The organism is Micromonospora sp. DT53 (genome assembly GCF_049841535.1).
In the GTDB taxonomy this organism is placed as follows: Bacteria; Actinomycetota; Actinomycetes; order Mycobacteriales; family Micromonosporaceae; genus Micromonospora.
In genome coordinates, this window is record NZ_JBNCKM010000006.1 from 272,274 (window position 1) to 291,520 (window position 19,247).

13 protein-coding genes are annotated in these 19,247 nt (G+C 71.6%); 11 read left to right on the forward strand and 2 right to left on the reverse strand.

The genetic code is table 11. The features are described 5' to 3' along the window. Positions 1–67 precede the first annotated feature (67 nt). From argS to rho, 9 genes are all read left to right on the forward strand, one after another. Complete coding sequence (gene argS / locus ACLQ3B_RS20785) at positions 68–1,735, forward strand: arginine--tRNA ligase (RefSeq protein ID WP_425782362.1); 1,668 nt, start codon at positions 68–70, stop codon at positions 1,733–1,735. 1 nt (position 1,736) lies between these two features. Beyond that, complete coding sequence (gene lysA / locus ACLQ3B_RS20790) at positions 1,737–3,122, forward strand: diaminopimelate decarboxylase (RefSeq protein WP_425782363.1); 1,386 nt, start codon at positions 1,737–1,739, stop codon at positions 3,120–3,122. 8 nt (positions 3,123–3,130) lie between these two features. Continuing rightward, on the forward strand, positions 3,131–4,441 hold the full coding sequence (locus ACLQ3B_RS20795) for a homoserine dehydrogenase (protein ID WP_425782547.1): 1,311 nt from the start codon (positions 3,131–3,133) through the stop codon (positions 4,439–4,441). Positions 4,442–4,580: 139 nt separating this feature from the next. Continuing rightward, positions 4,581–5,630, forward strand: coding sequence for a threonine synthase (gene thrC / locus ACLQ3B_RS20800; protein WP_425782364.1), 1,050 nt, complete (start codon positions 4,581–4,583; stop codon positions 5,628–5,630). A 142-nt stretch (positions 5,631–5,772) separates the two neighbouring features. Next, positions 5,773–9,051: an efflux RND transporter permease subunit gene (locus ACLQ3B_RS20805; RefSeq protein WP_425782365.1), complete on the forward strand. Its 3,279-nt coding sequence runs from the start codon at positions 5,773–5,775 to the stop codon at positions 9,049–9,051. A gap of 124 nt (positions 9,052–9,175) precedes the next feature. Further along, a complete protein-coding gene (locus tag ACLQ3B_RS20810; RefSeq protein ID WP_425782366.1) occupies positions 9,176–10,027 on the forward strand; it encodes a polysaccharide deacetylase family protein in 852 nt (283 codons plus the stop codon). An 11-nt stretch (positions 10,028–10,038) separates the two neighbouring features. Then, a complete protein-coding gene (locus tag ACLQ3B_RS20815; protein WP_425782367.1) occupies positions 10,039–11,283 on the forward strand; it encodes an MFS transporter in 1,245 nt (414 codons plus the stop codon). Between the two features lie 64 nt (positions 11,284–11,347). Beyond that, positions 11,348–12,292, forward strand: a complete 945-nt coding sequence (gene thrB, locus ACLQ3B_RS20820) for a homoserine kinase (protein ID WP_425782368.1) — start codon at positions 11,348–11,350, stop codon at positions 12,290–12,292. Between the two features lie 297 nt (positions 12,293–12,589). Next, the gene (gene rho / locus ACLQ3B_RS20825; protein WP_425782369.1) at positions 12,590–14,809 is read left to right on the forward strand and encodes a transcription termination factor Rho; all 2,220 of its coding nucleotides are present in this window, start codon (positions 12,590–12,592) and stop codon (positions 14,807–14,809) included. A 75-nt stretch (positions 14,810–14,884) separates the two neighbouring features. Here rho and ACLQ3B_RS20830 read toward each other — a convergent pair whose 3' ends face one another. Next, the gene (locus ACLQ3B_RS20830) at positions 14,885–15,781 is read right to left on the reverse strand and encodes an AAA family ATPase (RefSeq protein ID WP_425782370.1); all 897 of its coding nucleotides are present in this window, start codon (positions 15,779–15,781) and stop codon (positions 14,885–14,887) included. A gap of 273 nt (positions 15,782–16,054) precedes the next feature. Between ACLQ3B_RS20830 and rpmE the strand changes: the two genes are divergently transcribed. Continuing rightward, positions 16,055–16,279 carry a 50S ribosomal protein L31 gene (gene rpmE / locus ACLQ3B_RS20835; protein ID WP_030333150.1) on the forward strand — a complete coding sequence of 75 codons (225 nt, stop codon included), beginning with the start codon at positions 16,055–16,057 and terminating at the stop codon, positions 16,277–16,279. 133 nt (positions 16,280–16,412) lie between these two features. Then, entirely contained in the window at positions 16,413–17,501 is a 1,089-nt protein-coding gene (gene prfA, locus ACLQ3B_RS20840; protein ID WP_425782371.1) for a peptide chain release factor 1, read from the forward strand. A gap of 148 nt (positions 17,502–17,649) precedes the next feature. On the opposite strand, the gene ACLQ3B_RS20845 is transcribed toward prfA, so the two are convergent. Then, complete coding sequence (locus ACLQ3B_RS20845) at positions 17,650–19,194, reverse strand: diguanylate cyclase domain-containing protein (RefSeq protein ID WP_425782372.1); 1,545 nt, start codon at positions 19,192–19,194, stop codon at positions 17,650–17,652. Positions 19,195–19,247 lie beyond the last annotated feature (53 nt).

Below are 19,247 nucleotides of genomic sequence, written 5' to 3' on the forward strand. Positions count from 1 at the left end.
GTGGCGGGCCGGATGACGCGCAGGGGAGCCGCCGAGTGCCCGAGTCTACCCCCGATAACATGGTTGGGTGACTCCTGCAGAACTAGCCTCGGTCGTCCTTGCCGCCGCCCACGCCATCTTCGAGCAGCGGGGGCTCGACCGCGCGGCGCTGCCGGCGAGCACGGTGGTGGAGCGACCGCGCAACCCCGAGCACGGCGACTACGCCTCGACGCTCGCGCTGCAGTTGAGCAAGAAGGTGGGCGTCCCGCCCCGGGAGCTGGCTACGGCCCTGGCCGACGAGCTGGGCCGGGCGCCGGGTGTCAAATCGGTGGAAATCGCCGGGCCGGGCTTCCTGAACATTCGGCTCGACGCCGCCGCGGCCGGTCAGCTCGCGCGGGTGATCGTCGAGGCCGGCGCGGAGTACGGCCGCAGTGACCGGCTCGCCGGCGAGAAGATCAACCTGGAGTTCGTCTCGGCGAATCCGACCGGGCCGGTGCACATCGGCGGGGTCCGCTGGGCGGCCGTGGGTGACGCGTTGAGTCGGCTGCTGCGGGCCACCGGCGCCGACGTCGGCACGGAGTACTACTTCAACGACGCCGGTTCGCAGATCGACAGGTTCGCCCGCTCGCTGCTCGCGGCCTCGAAGGGTGAGCCGGCACCGGAGGACGGCTACGGCGGGGCGTACATCGCCGAGATCGCCGCCGAGGTGCAGGCCCGTCGGCCGGAGGTGCGCTCGCTCGACGACGACGCCGCCCAGGAGGTCTTCCGGGTCGAGGGCGTCGCCTTGATGTTCGACGAGATCCGCACCTCGTTGCGCGACTTCGGGGTGGAGTTCGACACCTACTTCAACGAGAAGGACCTGCACGACCGGGGTGAGCTCGACCTGGCGTTGAACCGGCTGCGTGAGCAGGGGCACCTCTACGAGTCCGAGGGCGCCACCTGGCTGCGCACCACCGACTTCGGCGACGACAAGGACCGGGTGCTGCGCAAGTCCAACGGCGAGTGGACGTACTTCGCCGCGGACTGCGCCTACTACCTGGACAAGCGTGAGCGCGGCTTCGAGCGGGTCGTGATCATGCTGGGCGCCGACCACCACGGCTACATCGGCCGGATGAAGGCGATGTCCGCCTGCTTCGGCGACGACCCGGAGCGCAACCTGGAGATCCTCATCGGGCAGCTTGTCAACCTGCTGCGCGACGGTGCCCCGATGCGGATGAGCAAGCGGGCCGGCACCGTGATCACCCTGGAGGACCTGGTCGAGGCGATCGGCGTCGACGCCTCCCGGTACGCGTTGGCCCGCTACTCCAGCGACTCCCCGATCGACATCGACATCGAGCTGTGGACCCGGGCGACTCGCGACAACCCGGTCTACTACGTGCAGTACGTCGCCGCCCGTACGGCGGGTGTGGCCCGCAACGCCGCCGAGGTGGGGCTGGTCCCGGGCGACGCCGAGGCGTTCCGCCCCGAGCTGCTCGATCATGAGAAGGAGAACGAGCTGCTCAAGGCGCTCGCCCAGTTCCCCGCGGTGGTGGCGACGGCCGCCGAGCTGCGGGAGCCGCACCGGGTGGCCCGCTACCTGGAGGAGAGCGTCGCCGCCTCCTACCACCGGTTCTACGACAACTGTCGGGTGCTGCCGCTGGGTGACGAGGAGATTACCGACCTGCACCGCGCTCGGCTCTGGCTCAACAACGCCACCCGCACGGTGATCGCCAACGGCCTGTACCTGCTCGGCGTCTCCGCTCCCGAGAGGATGTGACATGAGGGCTCATGAGGCCGGTGCGCTGCACGCGGACATCAACAACCAGGGGCCGGCCTGGCTGCGTACCCCGGCCGACGTCAACGCCCTCGTGCCGGCGCTGTGGCCGCGGTCGGTGACGCGCGGCGCCGACGGCGCGGTCGCGGTCGCGGGCCTGAGCGTCCGCGACATCGCGGCCGAGTTCGGCACCCCGGTGTACGTCCTGGACGAGGCCGACCTACGGTCGCGCTGCCGCGACTTCCGGGCGGCCTTCCCCACCGAGGACGTCTTCTACGCGGGCAAGGCGTTCCTCTGCCGGGCGGTGGTCCGGATGATCGCCGAGGAGGGGCTGCACCTGGACGTCTGCACAGGTGGCGAGCTGGCCACCGCCCTCTCGGCCGGAATGCCGCCGGAGCGGATGGGCTTCCACGGCAACAACAAGTCGGTCGCCGAGCTGGGCCGGGCGCTGGACGCCGGGGTGGGCCGGATCATCGTCGACTCGTTCACCGAGATCGACCGGCTCACCGCGCTGGCCCGTGAGCGTGGGGTCCGGCCCCGGGTGCTGGTCCGGGTCACGGTGGGCGTCGAGGCGCACACCCACGAGTTCATCGCCACCGCCCACGAGGACCAGAAGTTCGGCTTCTCGCTGGCCGGTGGCGCCGCCGCGAACGCCGCGTTCAAGATCCTCGATGAGGGTGTGCTGGAGCTGCGCGGTCTGCACTCGCACATCGGCTCGCAGATCTTCGACGCCAGTGGCTTCGAGGTCTCGGCCCGGCGGGTGCTCGCCCTGCAGGCGCAGATCCGCGACGCGCGCGGGGTGGAGCTTCCCGAACTGGACCTGGGTGGCGGCTTCGGCATCGCGTACACCACCCAGGACGACCCGGCGACACCGGAGGATCTGGCCAAGCGGCTTCGCAAGATCGTCGATTCCGAGTGCGCCGCGGAGAACCTGGCTGTGCCGCACCTGTCGATCGAGCCGGGCCGGGCCATCGTCGGGCCGGCCGTGTTCACCCTGTACGAGGTGGGCACGGTCAAGGACCTCGACGGCCTCCGGACGTACGTCAGCGTCGACGGCGGGATGAGCGACAACATCCGCACCGCCCTCTACGACGCGTCCTACTCGGCGACGCTGGCCTCGCGGGCCTCCACCGCCCAGCCGTTGCTCGCCCGCGTGGTGGGAAAGCACTGTGAGTCCGGGGACATCGTGGTGAAGGATGAATTCCTGCCCGCCGACGTGCAGCCCGGAGATCTTGTCGCGGTGCCCGGCACCGGTGCGTACTGCCGAAGCATGGCCAGCAACTACAACCATGTGCCCCGGCCACCGGTGGTCGCGGTGCGCGACGGCCAGGCGCGCCTGATCGTCCGGCGGGAAACCGAAGAGGACCTGCTCGCATTGGATGTTGGATGACGTCACCTGTGCGCTTGGCGCTGCTCGGCTGTGGCACCGTCGGCCAGGAGGTGGTCCGGCTGCTGCACGAGCAGTCGGCCGACCTGGCCGCTCGGATCGGCGCCCCGCTGGAGATCGCCGGCATCGCCGTCCGTCGGCTCGGCCGTGACCGGGGTGACCTGCCGGTCGACGAGGCCCTGTTCACCAACGACGCGCTCGGCCTGATCAAGCGCGACGACGTGGACGTGGTGATCGAGGTGGTCGGTGGCATCGAGCCGGCCCGGAGCTGGCTGGTCGAGGCGCTGCGCGCCGGCAAGAGCGTGGTCACCGCCAACAAGGCGCTGCTCGCCGAGGACGGCGTGGCCCTGCACGAGGCGGCGGCCGACGGCGGCGGCGACCTCTACTACGAGGCGTCCGTGGCCGGGGCCATCCCGCTGCTGCGGCCGCTGCGGGAGTCGCTGCACGGCGATCGGATCAACCGGGTCACCGGCATCGTCAACGGCACCACCAACTTCATCCTCTCCGCGATGGACGCGACCGGCGCGGGCTTCGCCGAGGCCCTCGAAGAGGCCACCGCCCTGGGGTACGCGGAGGCCGACCCGACCGCCGACGTGGAGGGCTTCGATGCGGCGGCGAAGGCGGCGATCCTCGCCTCGTTGGCGTTCCACACCCGGGTCGGCGCCGCCGACGTGCACCGCGAAGGCATCACCGAGGTGACCGCCGCGGACATGGCCAGCGCCCAGGCGATGGGCTGCACGATCAAACTGCTCTGCATCGCGGCCCGAGGTGTCGACCCCACCGGCCGGGAGACGGTAAGTGTCCGGGTGCACCCGGCGATGATCCCGCGCAGCCACCCGCTGGCCAGCGTCGGGGACGCGTTCAACGCGGTCTTCGTGGAGGCGGACGCCGCCGGTCAGCTGATGTTCTACGGTCGGGGCGCCGGCGGCGCGCCCACCGCCAGCGCGGTGCTCGGTGACGTGGTCGCGGTGTCCCGCAACCGGCTCGCCGGGGTGCGCGCGGCCAGCGAGAGCGCGTACGCGGCCCTGGCGGTCCGGCCGATGGGTGAGGCGTTGACCCGCTACCACGTGAGCCTCGACGTGGCCGACCGGCCGGGTGTGCTGGCCTCGGTGGCGAGCGTGTTCGCCCGGCACGACGTGTCGATCGCGACCGTGCGGCAGGGCTCGGCCGGTGGGCCGGCGGGCCGCGACGGTGACGCCGAGCTGGTCATCGTCACGCATGTGGCGCCGGACGCCGCGCTCGCCGCTACCGTCGGCGAGTTGCGCGGTCTGGACATTGTCCGGTCGGTGACGAGTGTGCTGCGGGTCGAGGGCGACGCCTGAGTCGTTGCATCATCGACGGGACGGCTCGCGCGTCCCGCCAGGTGGGTAAGTGGGGGGTGTGCCATCGACCGCTCCGGCGGTTGGTCCAAGGTGGCCCTGATGTTCGGCTGGGCGCGGCGGTAGAGGCGAGGAGAGCGACATGTGGCGGGGTCTGATCGAGGCGTACCGGGATCGGCTGCCGGTCACCGCGGCCACGCCTGTCGTCACCCTGCACGAGGGGAACACCCCGCTGTTGCCGGCGCCGGTGCTGTCCGCCCGGCTGGGTTGCGACGTGCACCTCAAGGTGGAGGGCGCCAACCCGACCGGCTCCTTCAAGGACCGGGGGATGACCCTCGCGGTGTCCAAGGCGGTCGAGGCCGGCAACAAGGCCATCATCTGCGCGTCCACCGGCAACACCAGCGCCTCCGCCGCGGCGTACGCGGCTCGGGCCGGGTTGACCTGTGCGGTGTTGGTGCCGCAGGGCAAGATCGCGTTGGGCAAGCTGGCCCAGGCGCTTGTGCACGGCGCGAAGCTGCTCCAGGTGAGTGGCAACTTCGACGACTGCCTCGCGACGGCCGCCAAGCTCGCCCAGGACTACCCGGTCGCGTTGGTCAACTCGGTGAACATCGACCGGCTGCACGGCCAGAAGACCGCGGCCTTCGAGATCGTCGAGGCGCTCGGTGACGCGCCCGACATCCACTGCCTGCCGGTCGGCAACGCCGGCAACATCTCCGCGTACTGGATGGGATATTCGGAGGAGATGGCCGCCGGCGCCACCACCCGGACGCCGAAGATGTACGGCTTCCAGGCCGCCGGGGCGGCCCCCATCGTGACCGGCAAGGTGGTGCCGGAGCCGTCGACGATCGCCACGGCGATCCGGATCGGCAACCCGGCGAGCTGGACCAAGGCCCTGGACGCCCGGGACGCCTCCGGTGGTCAGATCGCGTCGGTGACCGACCGGGAGATCCTTTCCGCGTACCGTCTGCTCGCCCGCGAGGTGGGGGTCTTCGTCGAGTTGGGCAGCGCGGCCAGCGTGGCCGGCCTGTTGCAGCAGGCCGCGGCGGGCGCGGTGCCGCCCGGCTCCACGGTGGTCTGCACGGTGACCGGCCACGGGCTGAAGGACCCGGAATGGGCGATTTCCACCGCGCCGGCGCCGTTGACCATCGCGAACGATCCGCTGGCTGCGGCCCGCGCCCTCGACCTGGCCTGAGCGCGCGCCACCCTCCTGGTGGTGATCGACGGCAGGTGGGCGGACGGCGGACGGCCTGGGGGTGGCGGGGGTCGGGGTAGGCGAGTCCGGCACACTTTCGGGTATCCCCGCCCGCATTCTCGTTCAGGAGTGAGCCAGGCCGATGTCGCTGCTCGCCAGATTCAGCCTCGCCAACCGAGGGCTGATTGCCCTCATCGCGGTGGTGACCACGGTGTTCGGAGCGTTCGCCGTTCCGTCGCTGAAGCAGCAACTGCTGCCGTCGCTCGAGTTCCCGGCCGCGTTCATCGTGGCCCCCTATCCCGGCGCCGGCCCCGAGATCGTCGAGTCGCAGGTGACCGAGCCGATCGAGAATGCCCTCCAGGGCATCCCCGGGCTGGACAAGGTCACCTCCACGTCCCGTGAGGGCGCGGCGACCGTGCAGGTGACGTACGAGTTCGGCACCGACCTCGACGACGTGGTCAACAAGATGCAGACCGCGCTGAGCCGGATCGACTCCCAGCTGCCGGAGAGCGTCGACCCGCAGGTCATCGCGGGTAGCACCGACGACCTTCCGGCGGTGGTGTTGGCCGCGGCCGGCGCGGCGGACGAGCGGGCGCTCGCCGAGAAGCTGCGCGCGACGGTGGTGCCGGAGCTGGAGGGCATCGAGGGGGTACGCACGGTCGAGGTGACCGGCACCCGCGACGACGTCGTGGTGGTCACCCCGGACCCGGCGAAGCTGGCCGCCGCGAAGATCCAGCCGACGGCGATCGGCGCGGCGCTGAAGACCAACGGCGTGGCGGTTCCGGCCGGCGCGGTGACCGACGGCACGCTGGCCCTCCCGGTGCAGGTCGGTACGCCGATCGCCACCCTGGAGGACCTGCGCGGCATCGTGGTCGTCCCGGGCCCGGCGCCCGTCCGTCTCGGTGACGTGTCGACGGTCGAGCAGCAGCTTGCTCCGGCCACGGCGATCACCCGGACCAACGGCAAGGACAGCCTCGGCATCGCGGTCACCGCCGCGCCGGACGGCAACGCCGTGCAGATTTCGCACGAGATCCGCGACCGGCTGGACGACCTGAAGGGCGCCTCCGGCGCGGACCTGACAGTCGTCTTCGACCAGGCGCCGTTCGTCGAGAAGTCGATCGAGTCGCTGACCACGGAGGGCCTGCTGGGCCTGGTGATGGCGGTCATCGTCATCCTGGTCTTCCTGTTGTCGGTGCGCTCGACGGTGGTCACCGCGGTCTCCATCCCGCTCTCCGTGCTGGTGGCGCTGATCGCCCTGTGGATCGGTGACTACTCGCTCAACCTGCTCACCCTCGGCGCGTTGACCATCGCGGTCGGTCGGGTGGTGGACGACTCGATCGTGGTGTTGGAAAACATCAAACGACACCTGGAGTACGGCGAGGAGAAGCGGCACGCCATCATCACCGGTGTCCGGGAGGTGGCCGGTGCGGTGACCGCGTCCACCCTCACCACGGTGGCGGTGTTCGCGCCGATCGCGCTGGTCGGTGGGTTCGTGGGCCAGCTCTTCGCGCCGTTCGCGATCACCGTGACGGTGGCCCTGCTCGCCTCGCTGCTGGTGTCGCTGACAGTCATCCCGGTCCTCGCGTACTGGTTCCTCAAGCCGCGCGGCGGCACCGCGGACGACGAGGCGGTCCGCCGCGCCGCGGAGGAGAAGGAGCTGCACAGCCCGTTGCAGCGGGCGTACCTGCCGGTGATCGGGTTCGCCACCCGCAAGCGGTCGACCCGCTGGATCACCGTCGGGGTCGGCCTGCTGGTGCTCTTCGGCACCTTCGGGCTGGCGCAGAAGTTGGAGACCAACTTCCTGGACGACTCCGGCCAGGACACGCTCAACATGAGCCAGGAACTGCCGGCCGGCAGTGGTCTGGCGGCCACCGACGCCGCGGCCAAGCAGGTCGAGTCGGTGCTGTCCCGCACCGAGGGCGTCGAGACGTACCAGGTGACCGCGGGCGGTGGGGACAACCCGTGGGCGGGCGGCGGCGGCAACAACGTCGCCAGCTGGTCGTTGGCACTCGACGGTGACACCGACGCGAAGCAGATGCGTGAGGTGCTGCGCAAGGAGTTCGACAAGCTCGGCGCCGGTGTGGGCGAGATCAGCTTCGGCGGCGGGCAGGAGGCGTCGACCAGCCAGCTGGAGGTGATCGTCCAGGCCAGTGACCCGGAGGTGCTGACCCGGGCCGCCGAGGAGGCGCGGGCCGCGATGGCCGGCGTCCCGGACGTGGAGGACGTCACCACCAGCCTGGCCGCGCGGGTGCCGCGGGTCGACGTGACGGTCGACCGGGTCGCCGCCGGGCGGGCCGGGCTCACCGAGGCCGCAGTGGGGCAGCTCGTGTCGCAGGCGTTCCGGGGAGCGCCGCTGGGTCAGGTCGCGCTCGACGGCCAGCAGCAGAACGTGGTGCTGCGGTTGGGCACGCAGCCGCCGACGACAGTGGAGGCGCTGCGGGCGCTGCCGGTGGGTCCGGTCAAGCTGGACGACATCGCGGACGTCACGCAGGGTGAGGGTCCGCAGCAGGTCACCCGGATCGACGGTGAGCGCAGCGTCTCGGTGACCGGCGCGGCGACCGGCTCGAACCTGGGCGCGACAAGCAAGGAGTTGCAGAAGCGGCTGGACGGCATCGACGTGCCGGGCGCGAGTTTCACCATCGGCGGTGTCAGCGCGGATCAGTCGGACGCCTTCGCGGACCTGGGCCTGGCGGTGCTGGCCGCTATCGCGATCGTCTTCCTGATCATGGTGGCCACGTTCCGCAGCCTCACCCAGGCGCTGATCCTGCTGATCTCCATCCCGTTCGCGTCGACAGGTGCCATCGGCCTGCTGTTGGTCACCGGGACGCCGCTCGGTGTGCCGGCGCTGATCGGCGTGCTGATGCTTGTCGGCATCGTGGTGACAAACGCGATCGTGTTGCTCGACCTGATCAACCAGTACCGGGCGCAGGGCATGGGGGTTCGGGAGGCGGTGGTCGAAGGTGGCCGTCGCCGGCTGCGCCCCATCCTGATGACGGCGGTGGCGACCATCTTCGCGCTGCTGCCGATGGCGTTCGGCTTGACCGGTGAGGGCGGCTTCATCTCTCAGCCGCTGGCGGTCGTGGTGATCGGTGGTCTGCTCAGCTCGACGCTGCTCACGCTGATCCTGGTGCCGACGCTGTACTCGATGGTGGAGCACACCAAGGAGTCGCTGCGGGGTCGGCGCGCACGGCGTGGCTCCGGCGGGTCGGCGGTGACCACGACGGAGACGGACGAGGCGCCCGCCCCGAACCAGGTCGCGGTGCCGAGCGGCGCACCCGCCCCGGCCGCTGCCGAGGGTGGGGAGCCGGCCGGGCGACAGGCGCCGTCGGCCGCGTTGGTGGAGGGCACGGATCAGTTCGAGGTGCTGCGGCTGCCCCGTAGCCGTACCTCGCCACTGCCTCCGGCTGAGCCGACCGAGTAGGTCGAAGCCCGGTTCGGAACGCCCCCGGCGGATTTTCGCCGGGGGCGTTCCGGCTCCATCCGACCGAAACACTCCGACTCGACCGCCCCCACACATTGTGTAACTTCTTGCATACTCCTCGTGGATGGATGGGGTGTGGGTGAAGCGGGGCGGGCGGATGGCTGAGGGCGCGCGCGGGTGGGGGCGACGCGACCTGCTGCGCCGTGGCCTGTTGGTGGTGGGCGGTGTGGCCGTCGGCGCCGGGACGTCCGAGGCGTGGTGGATCACCCATCGCCGGATGCCGATCGCCGGTGGCCCCGCCAGTGCCACCCTCGGTAACGGCCAGCAGGATGTCGGCTCCGGCGCCCTGGAGGTCGTCTGGTCGGGGAGGACCAACCAACGCCTGGTGGCCCTCACCTTCGACGACGGCCCAGCACCACAGTGGACTCCGATGGTGCTCGACACCCTGGCCCAACACCGGGTTCCGGCCACCTTCTTCATGGTCGGGGCGCAGGTCCACCGGCACGCCGACGTCGTCCGTGACCGGCTCGCCGGGCACGAGGTGGGCAACCACAGCTGGGAGCATCGGGACCTGGCCGAACTGGACGCCGCCGAAGCGTACGACGACCTGCGCCGCAGCCACGACGCGATCGCCGATCTGACCGGGACGCCGCCGGTGCTCCTCCGCCCGCCGTACGGCCACCTGGGCGGGGCGGTGCTGCACGCGGCGGCCCGGCTGGACTACCGGCTGGTGCTCTGGTCGTTGCAGATGGTGGAGCGCGAGTTCCCCGGCGATCCGGCCGGGCACGCCCGGCGCATCGTGGCGGGGGTCCGACCGGGAACGATCGTGCTCGGCCACGATGTGGGGGCGCACCGGCGGCTGGTCGCACTGCGGGGCCTGACCGACATGATCAACGGCTTACGGTCCCGTGGTTACACCTTCGTCACGGTTTCCGCGCTGCTGGGAGCGGGTGTGGCTCCGACACCGACCAGGTAGGGTCGCGCTCCGTGGCGTCCACCCTCTCGGTCTTGACCGGCAATCGGAGCTTCCGCAACCTGTTCCTCGCCGAGTTGGTGGTTTTCGGTGCCGACTGGTTCGTCATGGTGCCGCTGTTGGTGCTGCTGCCGCACCTGACCGGCAGCGGCGTCTGGGGCGCGCTGGTGTTGGCGGTGGACACCGGCATCGTGGCGTTGCTGCTGCCGTACACAGGCACGATCGCCGACCGCTTCGACCGCCGGAAGATCATGATCGGCGCGAACGTGGCCGCGCTGGCGGGCGTGCTGCTGTTGCTCGGTGTGCGCAACGCCGGAACGGCGTGGCTGGCGCTTGTCGCGATCGGCGTGGTGGCGGTCGCCAAGGCGTTCTACTCGCCGGCCGCCCAGGCCGCGCTGCCCAACGTGCTGGAGCCGCACGAGCTGGCCGCTGGCAACGCCGTCGCCGGCTCGGCCTGGGGCACCATGACCGTGGTCGGTGCCTCCCTCGGCGGCGTGCTCAGCACCGCTGCCGGCCCGTACGTCTGCTTCTGGGTGGCGGCGGCTGGCCTGGCGGTGGCCGCGGGCCTCGCCACCCGGATCCGCCGGCCGTTGCAGGCACCTCGGGACGCCGACCAACCGACCCAGCGGACCTGGTCGGCGGTCCGCGAGGCGCTCGGCTACATCGGTCACCGCCCCCGGGTGCTCGCGCTGGTCACGGTGAAGTCCGCGGTGGGCCTGGGCAACGGCGTGCTGACCGTGTTCCCGCTGCTGGCCGGTGTGTACGGTGTCGGCCCGCTCGGCGCCGGCCTGCTCTTCGCGGTACGCGGAGCGGGAGCGTTGGTGGGTCCGATCCTGATGCGCCGGGTGCTGACCAACCGGGCCTGGCTGCTGCCCGGCCTCGCGTTGTCCATGTCGCTCTACGGCCTGTCCTACCTGGGCACCTCGGTGGTGCGATGGTTTCCGCTGGTGCTGCTGCTGGTGTTCGTGGCGCACTTCGCGGGTGGCAGCAACTGGGTGATGTCGAACTTCGCCCTGCAGGGCGAGGTCCCGGACCGGTTGCGCGGCCGCGTCTTCGCCACCGACATGATGCTGGCGACGCTGGCGATCTCGGTGAGCCAACTGGCGGTGGCCCTGGTGGTGGACGTGGTCGACGAACGGGTGGTGCTGGCCGGCTGCGGTCTGATCACCCTCGTGTACGCGGTCGGTTGGCGGATCGCCACCCGCCGGCTGTCGCTCACCGATCCGGCCGCCGAACCGGTACCGGACCCGGCCGGCTGAACTCGGCGGTCCCAGGCAGCGGGCACGGGGCCGGTTCGTCGGTGCCGACCCCTAGCATGAGCGCGTGCCGACGAACTTCACCGCCGGGCCGGTCCGTGTCCGGGTTCCCGCGACCAGCGCCAACCTGGGCCCGGGCTTCGACGCGCTGGGTCTCGCCCTCGGGCTCTACGACGACGTGGCCGCCGAGGTCGCGTCGGGCGGTGTCCGGGTGACAGTGACCGGGCAGGGCGCCGGTGAGCTGCCCGACGACGACCGGCACCTGGTGGTGCGGGCCATGCGCGCCGCGTTCGACGTGCTCGGGGCCCACCCCGAAGGGCTGAGCGTGGAGTGCGTCAACCGGATCCCGCAGGCGCGTGGGCTGGGCTCGTCGTCCGCCGCGATCGTCGCCGGAGTGCTGCTGGCGCGTGCCCTCGTCGTCGACGGGGAGCATCGCCTCGACGACGCCGGCGCGCTCCGGTTGGCCGCCGAGATCGAGGGCCACCCCGACAACGTGGCGCCGTGCCTGCTCGGCGGTTTCACCGTGGCGTGGTCCGAGCCGGGCGGTGCCCGGGCGGTGTCCCTGCCGGTCGCCGACGCGGTGCGGCCCACCGTTTTCGTTCCGTCGGAACGCGGACTGACCGCCACCGCGCGGGCGGCTCTGCCGGCCACCGTGCCGCATCGCGACGCCGCGTTGACCGCGGGGCGGGCGGCACTGCTGGTGCACGCGCTCACCGCGGACCCGACCCTGCTGCTGCCGGCCACCGTCGACCGGCTCCATCAGGATTACCGCGCAGCCGGGATGCCAGGCACGTCTGCCCTGGTCAGCGCGTTACGAGCGGCTGGTGTGGCAGCTGTGGTCAGTGGGGCGGGCCCGACTGTCCTGGCGCTCAGCGGGCCTCCAGCGGGCTTCCCGGTGGGAACAGACTGGGAGATCTGGCAGTTACCGATAGACGTCAGCGGCGCGCGGGTCGCACGGGGTAGACTTGGACACGCCGAGCGGGACCCTGTTGCCGCAGGTCGGAAGAGTTGATTACGCTCTAGACCTAGCACAGCCGCGAAGCACGCGATCTCCTGCGGGGCGGCGCACCCCCGAAGCTCTCGGCGGTCAGCCCGTCTACCCCTGCCAAAGGCCTACGCCGCACCGCAGTTTCCACAGGTCGCCGCAGACGGCGAGACCTGCTCACCGACGTTGGTGAGTCGGGATACCGACCGGCTGCTGTGTCACAGACTCCCGCGACGCGTCCTTGCGAGGCGGGTGCACCGAGGCCGCCCGGCCACCTGAGCTCCGACTCCGGGCAGTCCCGGCCTTATCGAGGGAAGGAATCCATTGAGCGACACCACCGACGTGACGTCGGATGTTTCCAACGTCGCTGGCGATGCCACCGCCGCCGCTCCCGCCCGTCGTCGGCGTAGCGGCACCGGTCTGTCGGCGATGCTGCTGCCAGAGCTGCAAAGCCTGGCTGCGTCGCTCGGCATCTCCGGCACGGCTCGCATGCGCAAGGGCGAGCTGATCGCCGCGATTTCCGAGCGGCAGGGCGGCAACGCCGCCGGCACCCCTCGACCACGGGCCGAGGTCGCGGCCGCGGCCGCCCCGACCCGTGAGGGGGTGCGCGCCGAGGTGCGGGAGACCGCAGACCGGCCGGCAGCCGAAGGGCGCGGCGCCGAGCAGGCGCCGGCCGAGCCGGCCGCCGAGACCGAGGGTCGTAGCCGCACCCGGCGGAGCCGGACCGCAACGGCCGAGGCCCGTGCCACCGAGACGCGCCCCGCCGAGGCGCGTGCGACCGAGGCGCGTGCGACCGAGGCGCGTGCGACCGAGACCCGTACCGACGAGGCGGAAGCCGGCGAGCGGGCCGACCGTGGCGAGAACCGCCGCGACCGGGCCGAGCGTCCGGAGCGCGCCGAGCGTGCCGACCGAACCGACCGGGCCGAGCGTCCGGAGCGTGCCGACCGGACCGAGCGTGCCGACCGGACCGAGCGTCCGGAGCGTGCCGAGCGGGGCGAGCGTGCCGACCGGACCGAGCGGGGCGAGCGGACCGAGCGGACCGACCGTGGCGAGCGGACCGACCGTGGCGAGCGCAACGACCGGAGCGAGCGTGCCGAGCGGGGCGACCGTGCCGAGCGGGGCGACCGTGCCGAGCGGGGCGAGCGTGCCGACCGGAGCGAGCGCAACGACCGGAGCGAGCGCTCCGACCGGGGTGAGCGGGCCGAGCGCACCGACCGCACCGACCGCGGTGACCGCAACGACCGTGGCCAGCGTGTCGAGCGGGACAGCGACGACGACGACGGTGAGGGTGGCGGCCGGCGCGGCCGGCGCAGCCGTTTCCGGGACCGTCGCCGTGGGCGCGGCGAGCGCACCGAGACCGGTGCCGACACCGGCGGGCGCGAGCCGCAGGTCAGCGAGGACGACGTGCTCGTCCCGGTGGCCGGCATCATCGACGTGCTCGACAACTACGCCTTCGTGCGGACGACCGGTTACCTCGCCGGCCCGAACGACGTGTACGTCTCGATGTCCCAGATCAAGAAGTACGGTCTGCGCCGCGGTGACGCGATCACCGGTGCGGTGCGGGCGGCCCGCGACGGCGGCAACAGCGGTGACCAGCGGCGCGACAAGTACAACCCGCTGATGCGGCTGGACACGATCAACGGGATGGAGCCGGAGGAGGCGCGGCGTCGTCCGGAGTTCTACAAGCTCACTCCGCTCTACCCGCAGGAGCGCCTGCGGTTGGAGACCGAGCCGCACATCCTGACCACCCGGGTCATCGACCTGGTCATGCCGATCGGCAAGGGCCAGCGGGCACTCATCCAGTCTCCGCCCAAGGCGGGTAAGACGATGGTGCTGCAGGCGATCGCGAACGCGATCACCCGCAACAACCCGGAGTGTCACCTGATGGTGGTGCTGGTGGACGAGCGGCCTGAAGAGGTCACCGACATGCAGCGGTCGATCAAGGGCGAGGTCATCGCGGCCACGTTCGACCGTCCGCCGCAGGACCACACCACGGTGGCCGAGCTGGCCATCGAGCGGGCCAAGCGCCTCGTCGAGCTTGGACACGACGTCGTCGTGCTGCTCGACTCGGTGACCCGGCTCGGTCGGTCGTACAACCTGGCGGCGCCGGCCAGCGGCCGGATCATGTCGGGTGGTATCGACTCCACCGCGCTCTACCCGCCGAAGCGCTTCCTCGGCGCGGCCCGCAACATCGAGAACGGCGGGTCGCTGACCATCATCGCCACGGCGCTGGTGGAGACCGGGTCCATGGCGGACACGGTCATCTTCGAGGAGTTCAAGGGCACCGGTAACGCCGAGTTGAAACTGGACCGGAAGATCGCCGACAAGCGGACCTTCCCGGCCATCGACATCAACCCGTCCGGTACGCGTAAGGAAGAGGTCCTGCTCGCACCCGAAGAGCTGGCCATCATCCACAAGCTCCGCAAGGTGCTGCACTCGTTGGACTCGCAGGCGGCGATGGATCTCCTGCTGGACCGGCTCAAGCAGTCCCGCACGAACATCGAGTTCCTGATGCAGATCGCGAAGTCGACGCCGGGGGAGTAACCATCCCGGTAGCGACGAAGGGGCACGGCCATCGCGGCCGTGCCCCTTCGCCATGCCCAGTGGCCGACGGGCACCTCAGAAGTCGCCGTCGGCCACCTGGAAGACGGTGAGGCCGAGGGCTCGCCACATCTGGACCACCTGGACGCGGTCGTCGAAGACACCGGCCACCCGGTAACGGTCCCGGATCTCCCGGTCGTAGATCTCCCGCTTGACCATCGAGTCCTTCCGGGAGTCGCCGACGGCCCGCAGGTGCAGACCCAGGTAGGGGACTCGTACGTGCCGGGCCAGCCACGCCTCGGTGGCCGCTCGGGCGGAGGCATCCCGCCCCGAGCAGAAGACCACCCCGTACCCGGCGGCGTGCATCGCCCGGACCGCCGCGATTACCGCCACGTTCGGTTGGTCCTCGCCCACCCGGGTCATGTCGTACGGGCTGCGGGACACGGCCAGCGCGACGGTGCCGTCGATGTCCACCAGAACGATCTCCGGTGGTTCGGTCGACGGCGGGTGCACCACGGCGGGGCGTCCGGTGCGTGCCGGCGGCACCGGCAACGGCAGCGTCCGCCCCTGGAGGAACCGCTCGTGCAGCCGGCGGATCGCGTCCGCGCCCACCTGCTCGGCGGCCGGGCGGGCGGCGTCACGGCGCAGGCACTCGGCCAGCGGCACGTCGGTGAAGTCGTGCACCTCGAAGTCCGCGCCGTGCCGCGCGGCCAGGTCGGCCCAGCCCCGCAGGGTTCGCGAGCGCAGGTTGGTGTCGTCCACGCAGACGTCCGCGCGGGCCCGTAGCAGCGCCTCGACCTGAGCCTGCTGTACGGCGGTCACCTGCGCCTCGGCCCACTGGGTGAACAGCCGCTCGCCGTGCAGCATCCGGCGCAGGTCGTCCCGGTTGACCCGCGAGACGGACGGCTGGAGTGTGCGGGCGAACGTCGTCTTGCCCGAGGCGGGCAGTCCCCGGGTGGCGATCAGGCGGGTCATCGACGCCCCTCCGGCTCGACGGGCGTACCCCGGACGGGGTACCTGGCGGCGGTCCGCCGGGCGCGCGAATGCCCGGCCGGGCGGCGGGAATGCGGACGGGTAGGCACGTGTTGACGATGCCGGACGAGGTGTGCGGCCCGATTACCGGGTCGGCTCAGGCCCATGGCACACTGGTCAATCGGCCACCGGTTCCGGTTCACGCCCGAGCCCGTCGCGTACGGCGCGACGAGCGATGACGGCGACCCGGCGACCACCAACGAGAGGACCGAGGCGATGAAGGCAAACATCCACCCGGAGTACGTGACCACCGAGGTCAGCTGCTCCTGTGGCAACACGTTCACGACCCGCAGCACCGCCAAGGGCGGGGCGATCCACGCCGAGACCTGCAGCGCCTGCCACCCGTTCTACACCGGTAAGCAGCGCGTTCTCGACACCGCCGGCCGGGTCGCGAAGTTCCAGCAGAAGTACGCCAAGGTTCAGGCCAAGAAGGCCAAGTAGCTAGTCGTTCGGCGCCCGCGTCCGGTTTTTCGCCGGACGCGGGCGCCGTCCGCATTTTCCTCTGTTTCCGTCCGGCCGCTGGCCTCCCGGCCCCGGCCTGGTCGTCGCGCACCGTCGAAGGAGCATCCGCAGCATGAGCAGCGAGCGTCTGGCCGGCCTTCTCGACGAGTACGCGGAGCTGGAGAAGCGGTTGGCTGATCCGGCCATCCACGCCGACCAGAGCACCGCGCGCAGGGTCGGCCGCCGGTACGCCGAGCTGGTGCCGCTGCACAAGGCCGCCGACGAGTTGGAGCAGGCCCGCGCCGATCTGGCCGCGGCTCGCGAATTGGCCGCCGAGGACCCGTCCTTCGCGGGTGAGGCGGACGCCATCGCCGGGTCCATGCCGGTGCTGGAGGAGCGCCTCGCCGAGCTGCTCATTCCGCGCGACCCGCACGACGCCAAAGACGTGATCGTCGAGATCAAGGCCGGTGAGGGTGGCGAGGAGTCGGCGCTGTTCGCCGGTGACCTGCTGCGGATGTACACCCGGTACGCCGAGCGGCACGGTTGGGTCACCGAGGTGATCGACGCACAGGATTCCGACCTCGGCGGGGTCAAGGACGTCTCCCTGGCGATCAAGACCAAGGGTGTGCCGGAGGGCGGCAACGGCGTCTGGTCGCGGCTCAAGTGGGAGGGCGGCGTGCACCGGGTGCAGCGCGTCCCGGTGACCGAGTCGCAGGGCCGGATCCACACCAGCGCCGCCGGGGTGCTGGTGCTGCCGGAGGCCGAGGACGTCGACGTAACGATCGACCAGAACGACCTGCGCATCGACGTGTTCCGCTCGTCCGGGCCGGGTGGCCAGTCGGTGAACACCACCGACTCGGCGGTGCGGATCACCCACCTGCCGACCGGCATCGTCGTCTCCTGCCAGAACGAGAAGTCCCAGTTGCAGAACCGGGAGCAGGCCATGCGGATCATGCGGGCCCGACTGCTCGCCGCCGCCCAGGAGCAGGCCGACGCCGCCGCCTCGGACGCGCGCAAGGCCCAGGTGCGCACCGTGGACCGCTCGGAGCGGATCCGCACCTACAACTTCCCGCAGAACCGGATCACCGATCACCGGATCGGCTATACCGCATACAACCTGGACCTGGCGCTCGGCGGCGAGCTGGACGGGGTGCTGGACGCCCTCACCGAGGCCGACCGGGCCGCCCGGCTAGCCGGCGACACCGAGCTGACCCGCCGCTAACCCCGCCCCGACCCCGACCCGGCGCCACACCTCGTCGATCTTGGAGTTGTGGTGGGCGGATTGTCACGCCCTACGGCTTTCGTGAGGCACCACAACTCCTTGATCGACGCCAGCGCGCGGGGGGCAGCGCGGGGGAGCGGCGCGGGGATCAGCTTGCGCGGGGGCGGGTCTTGGCGCGGAGCATCTCGCGGTCGGCCTGCTCGAACGCGACGCTGAGCGCGTCGCGCAGCCCGCCGCCACCGGAGACCTCGGCGAAGCCGATGCTGACCCCGACCGGGGTGCCCGGGACCAGCGATTCCCAGTCCTCCAGGCGGACCGCCGCCTCGATCCGGCGGGCCACCTCGGCTGCCTCGGTCATGCCGGTGTCCGGCAGCACCACCACGAACTCGTCACCGCCGTAGCGGGCCACGAAGTCGCCCCGGCGCATCACCCGGTTGATCACGCCGGCGATGCGCTGGAGCACCAGGTCGCCGGAGTGGTGCCCGTGCCGGGTGTTGACCGCCTTGAAGCCGTCCAGGTCGCAGACGCCGATCACCACCCGTTCGCCACGGGTGACCACGGCGGTGATGTACCGCTCCAGCCGGCGGCGGTTGGGCAGCCCGGTGAGCGGGTCGGTCAACGCCTCGCCCTCGAAGCGTGCCGCCTCACGGCGCATCTCCTCGTGGTCGATGCGGGCGGCGATGCCGTCGATGTAGACGTCGCGTAGCCGGTCGTTGCGCTGCGCGGCGAGCCGGAACGCCAGCCGGTCGGCCCGGTGCGCCGCCAGGTGGTCCCCGGCGCGGGTCAACGCGATGCTGCGCAGCCGGGCCGGCTCGGCCGCCCCGAGCGTCTCGTTGGACACCTGGACGGTGTCCAGTCGGGCGACCGCCTCGATCGGCCGACCGTCGGCGACGGCGAGGCACACCTGCCCGAGCTGACGCAGGTCGCGGGCTCGGGCGCTGTCCCCTCCGTGGCTGATCAACCGGGCCGGCTCGGGGCCCTCGGTCGCCACCTGGTCGCCGAGCGCGGCCTGCCGGGCCGCCGCGTAGCCGTACGCCGCGAGGCTGCTCGGGCGCAGTTGGCCGGCCCGCCCGGCCCGGACGAAGCGGGTCAGGTCGGCGGCCACGTCCCTGAGCACCCGCAGACAACCGTCGCTGTCGCCGTTGTGGTCCAGGGCCACGGCGTTGCGCAGCCGGATGCCCGGCGCGGCGAACGTCTCCTCCGGGATCCCGGCGGTCAGCCCGAGCTGCCGGGCCCGCTCGATGGCGCCCAGGGCGTACCCGTGGAAGCTGAGGTAGCTGTAGGCCATGGCCAGGTCGTGCCAGCCCCAGGCGGTGTCCCGGTCCGGGTCGGCGACGGCGCCCAGCGCCCGGGCGGCTCGGACGAGGTGCATGACGCAGCGGTCCAGTGCGCCCTGGTGGTGCGCGGCGAGCGCGGCCAGCGCGTTGAGGTGACCGTGCAGGTAGGGCTCGGCGAGGTCGCGGACCGCCGCCGACGCCTCCTCGATGGCCCGGGTGAGCTCCGCGGTCCGACCGAGATTGATCAGCGCGGAGAGGCGCTGCACCATCGCGTCCGCCCGTGCCATCGGGTCGGTGGTGGTGCGGATCACACGCTCCAGCAGGACGTACGCCTCCGCGGAACGGCTGGCCTCCTGCAACGCACGGGCGTGCGTCAGGGCGTCAACCTGGTCATCGACCCGGTCGAGCCAGCCCACCCGCCAACCTCCTGTCGTGCGCGCCTGCGCGCACCTGTTCGTCACGTCGCCCG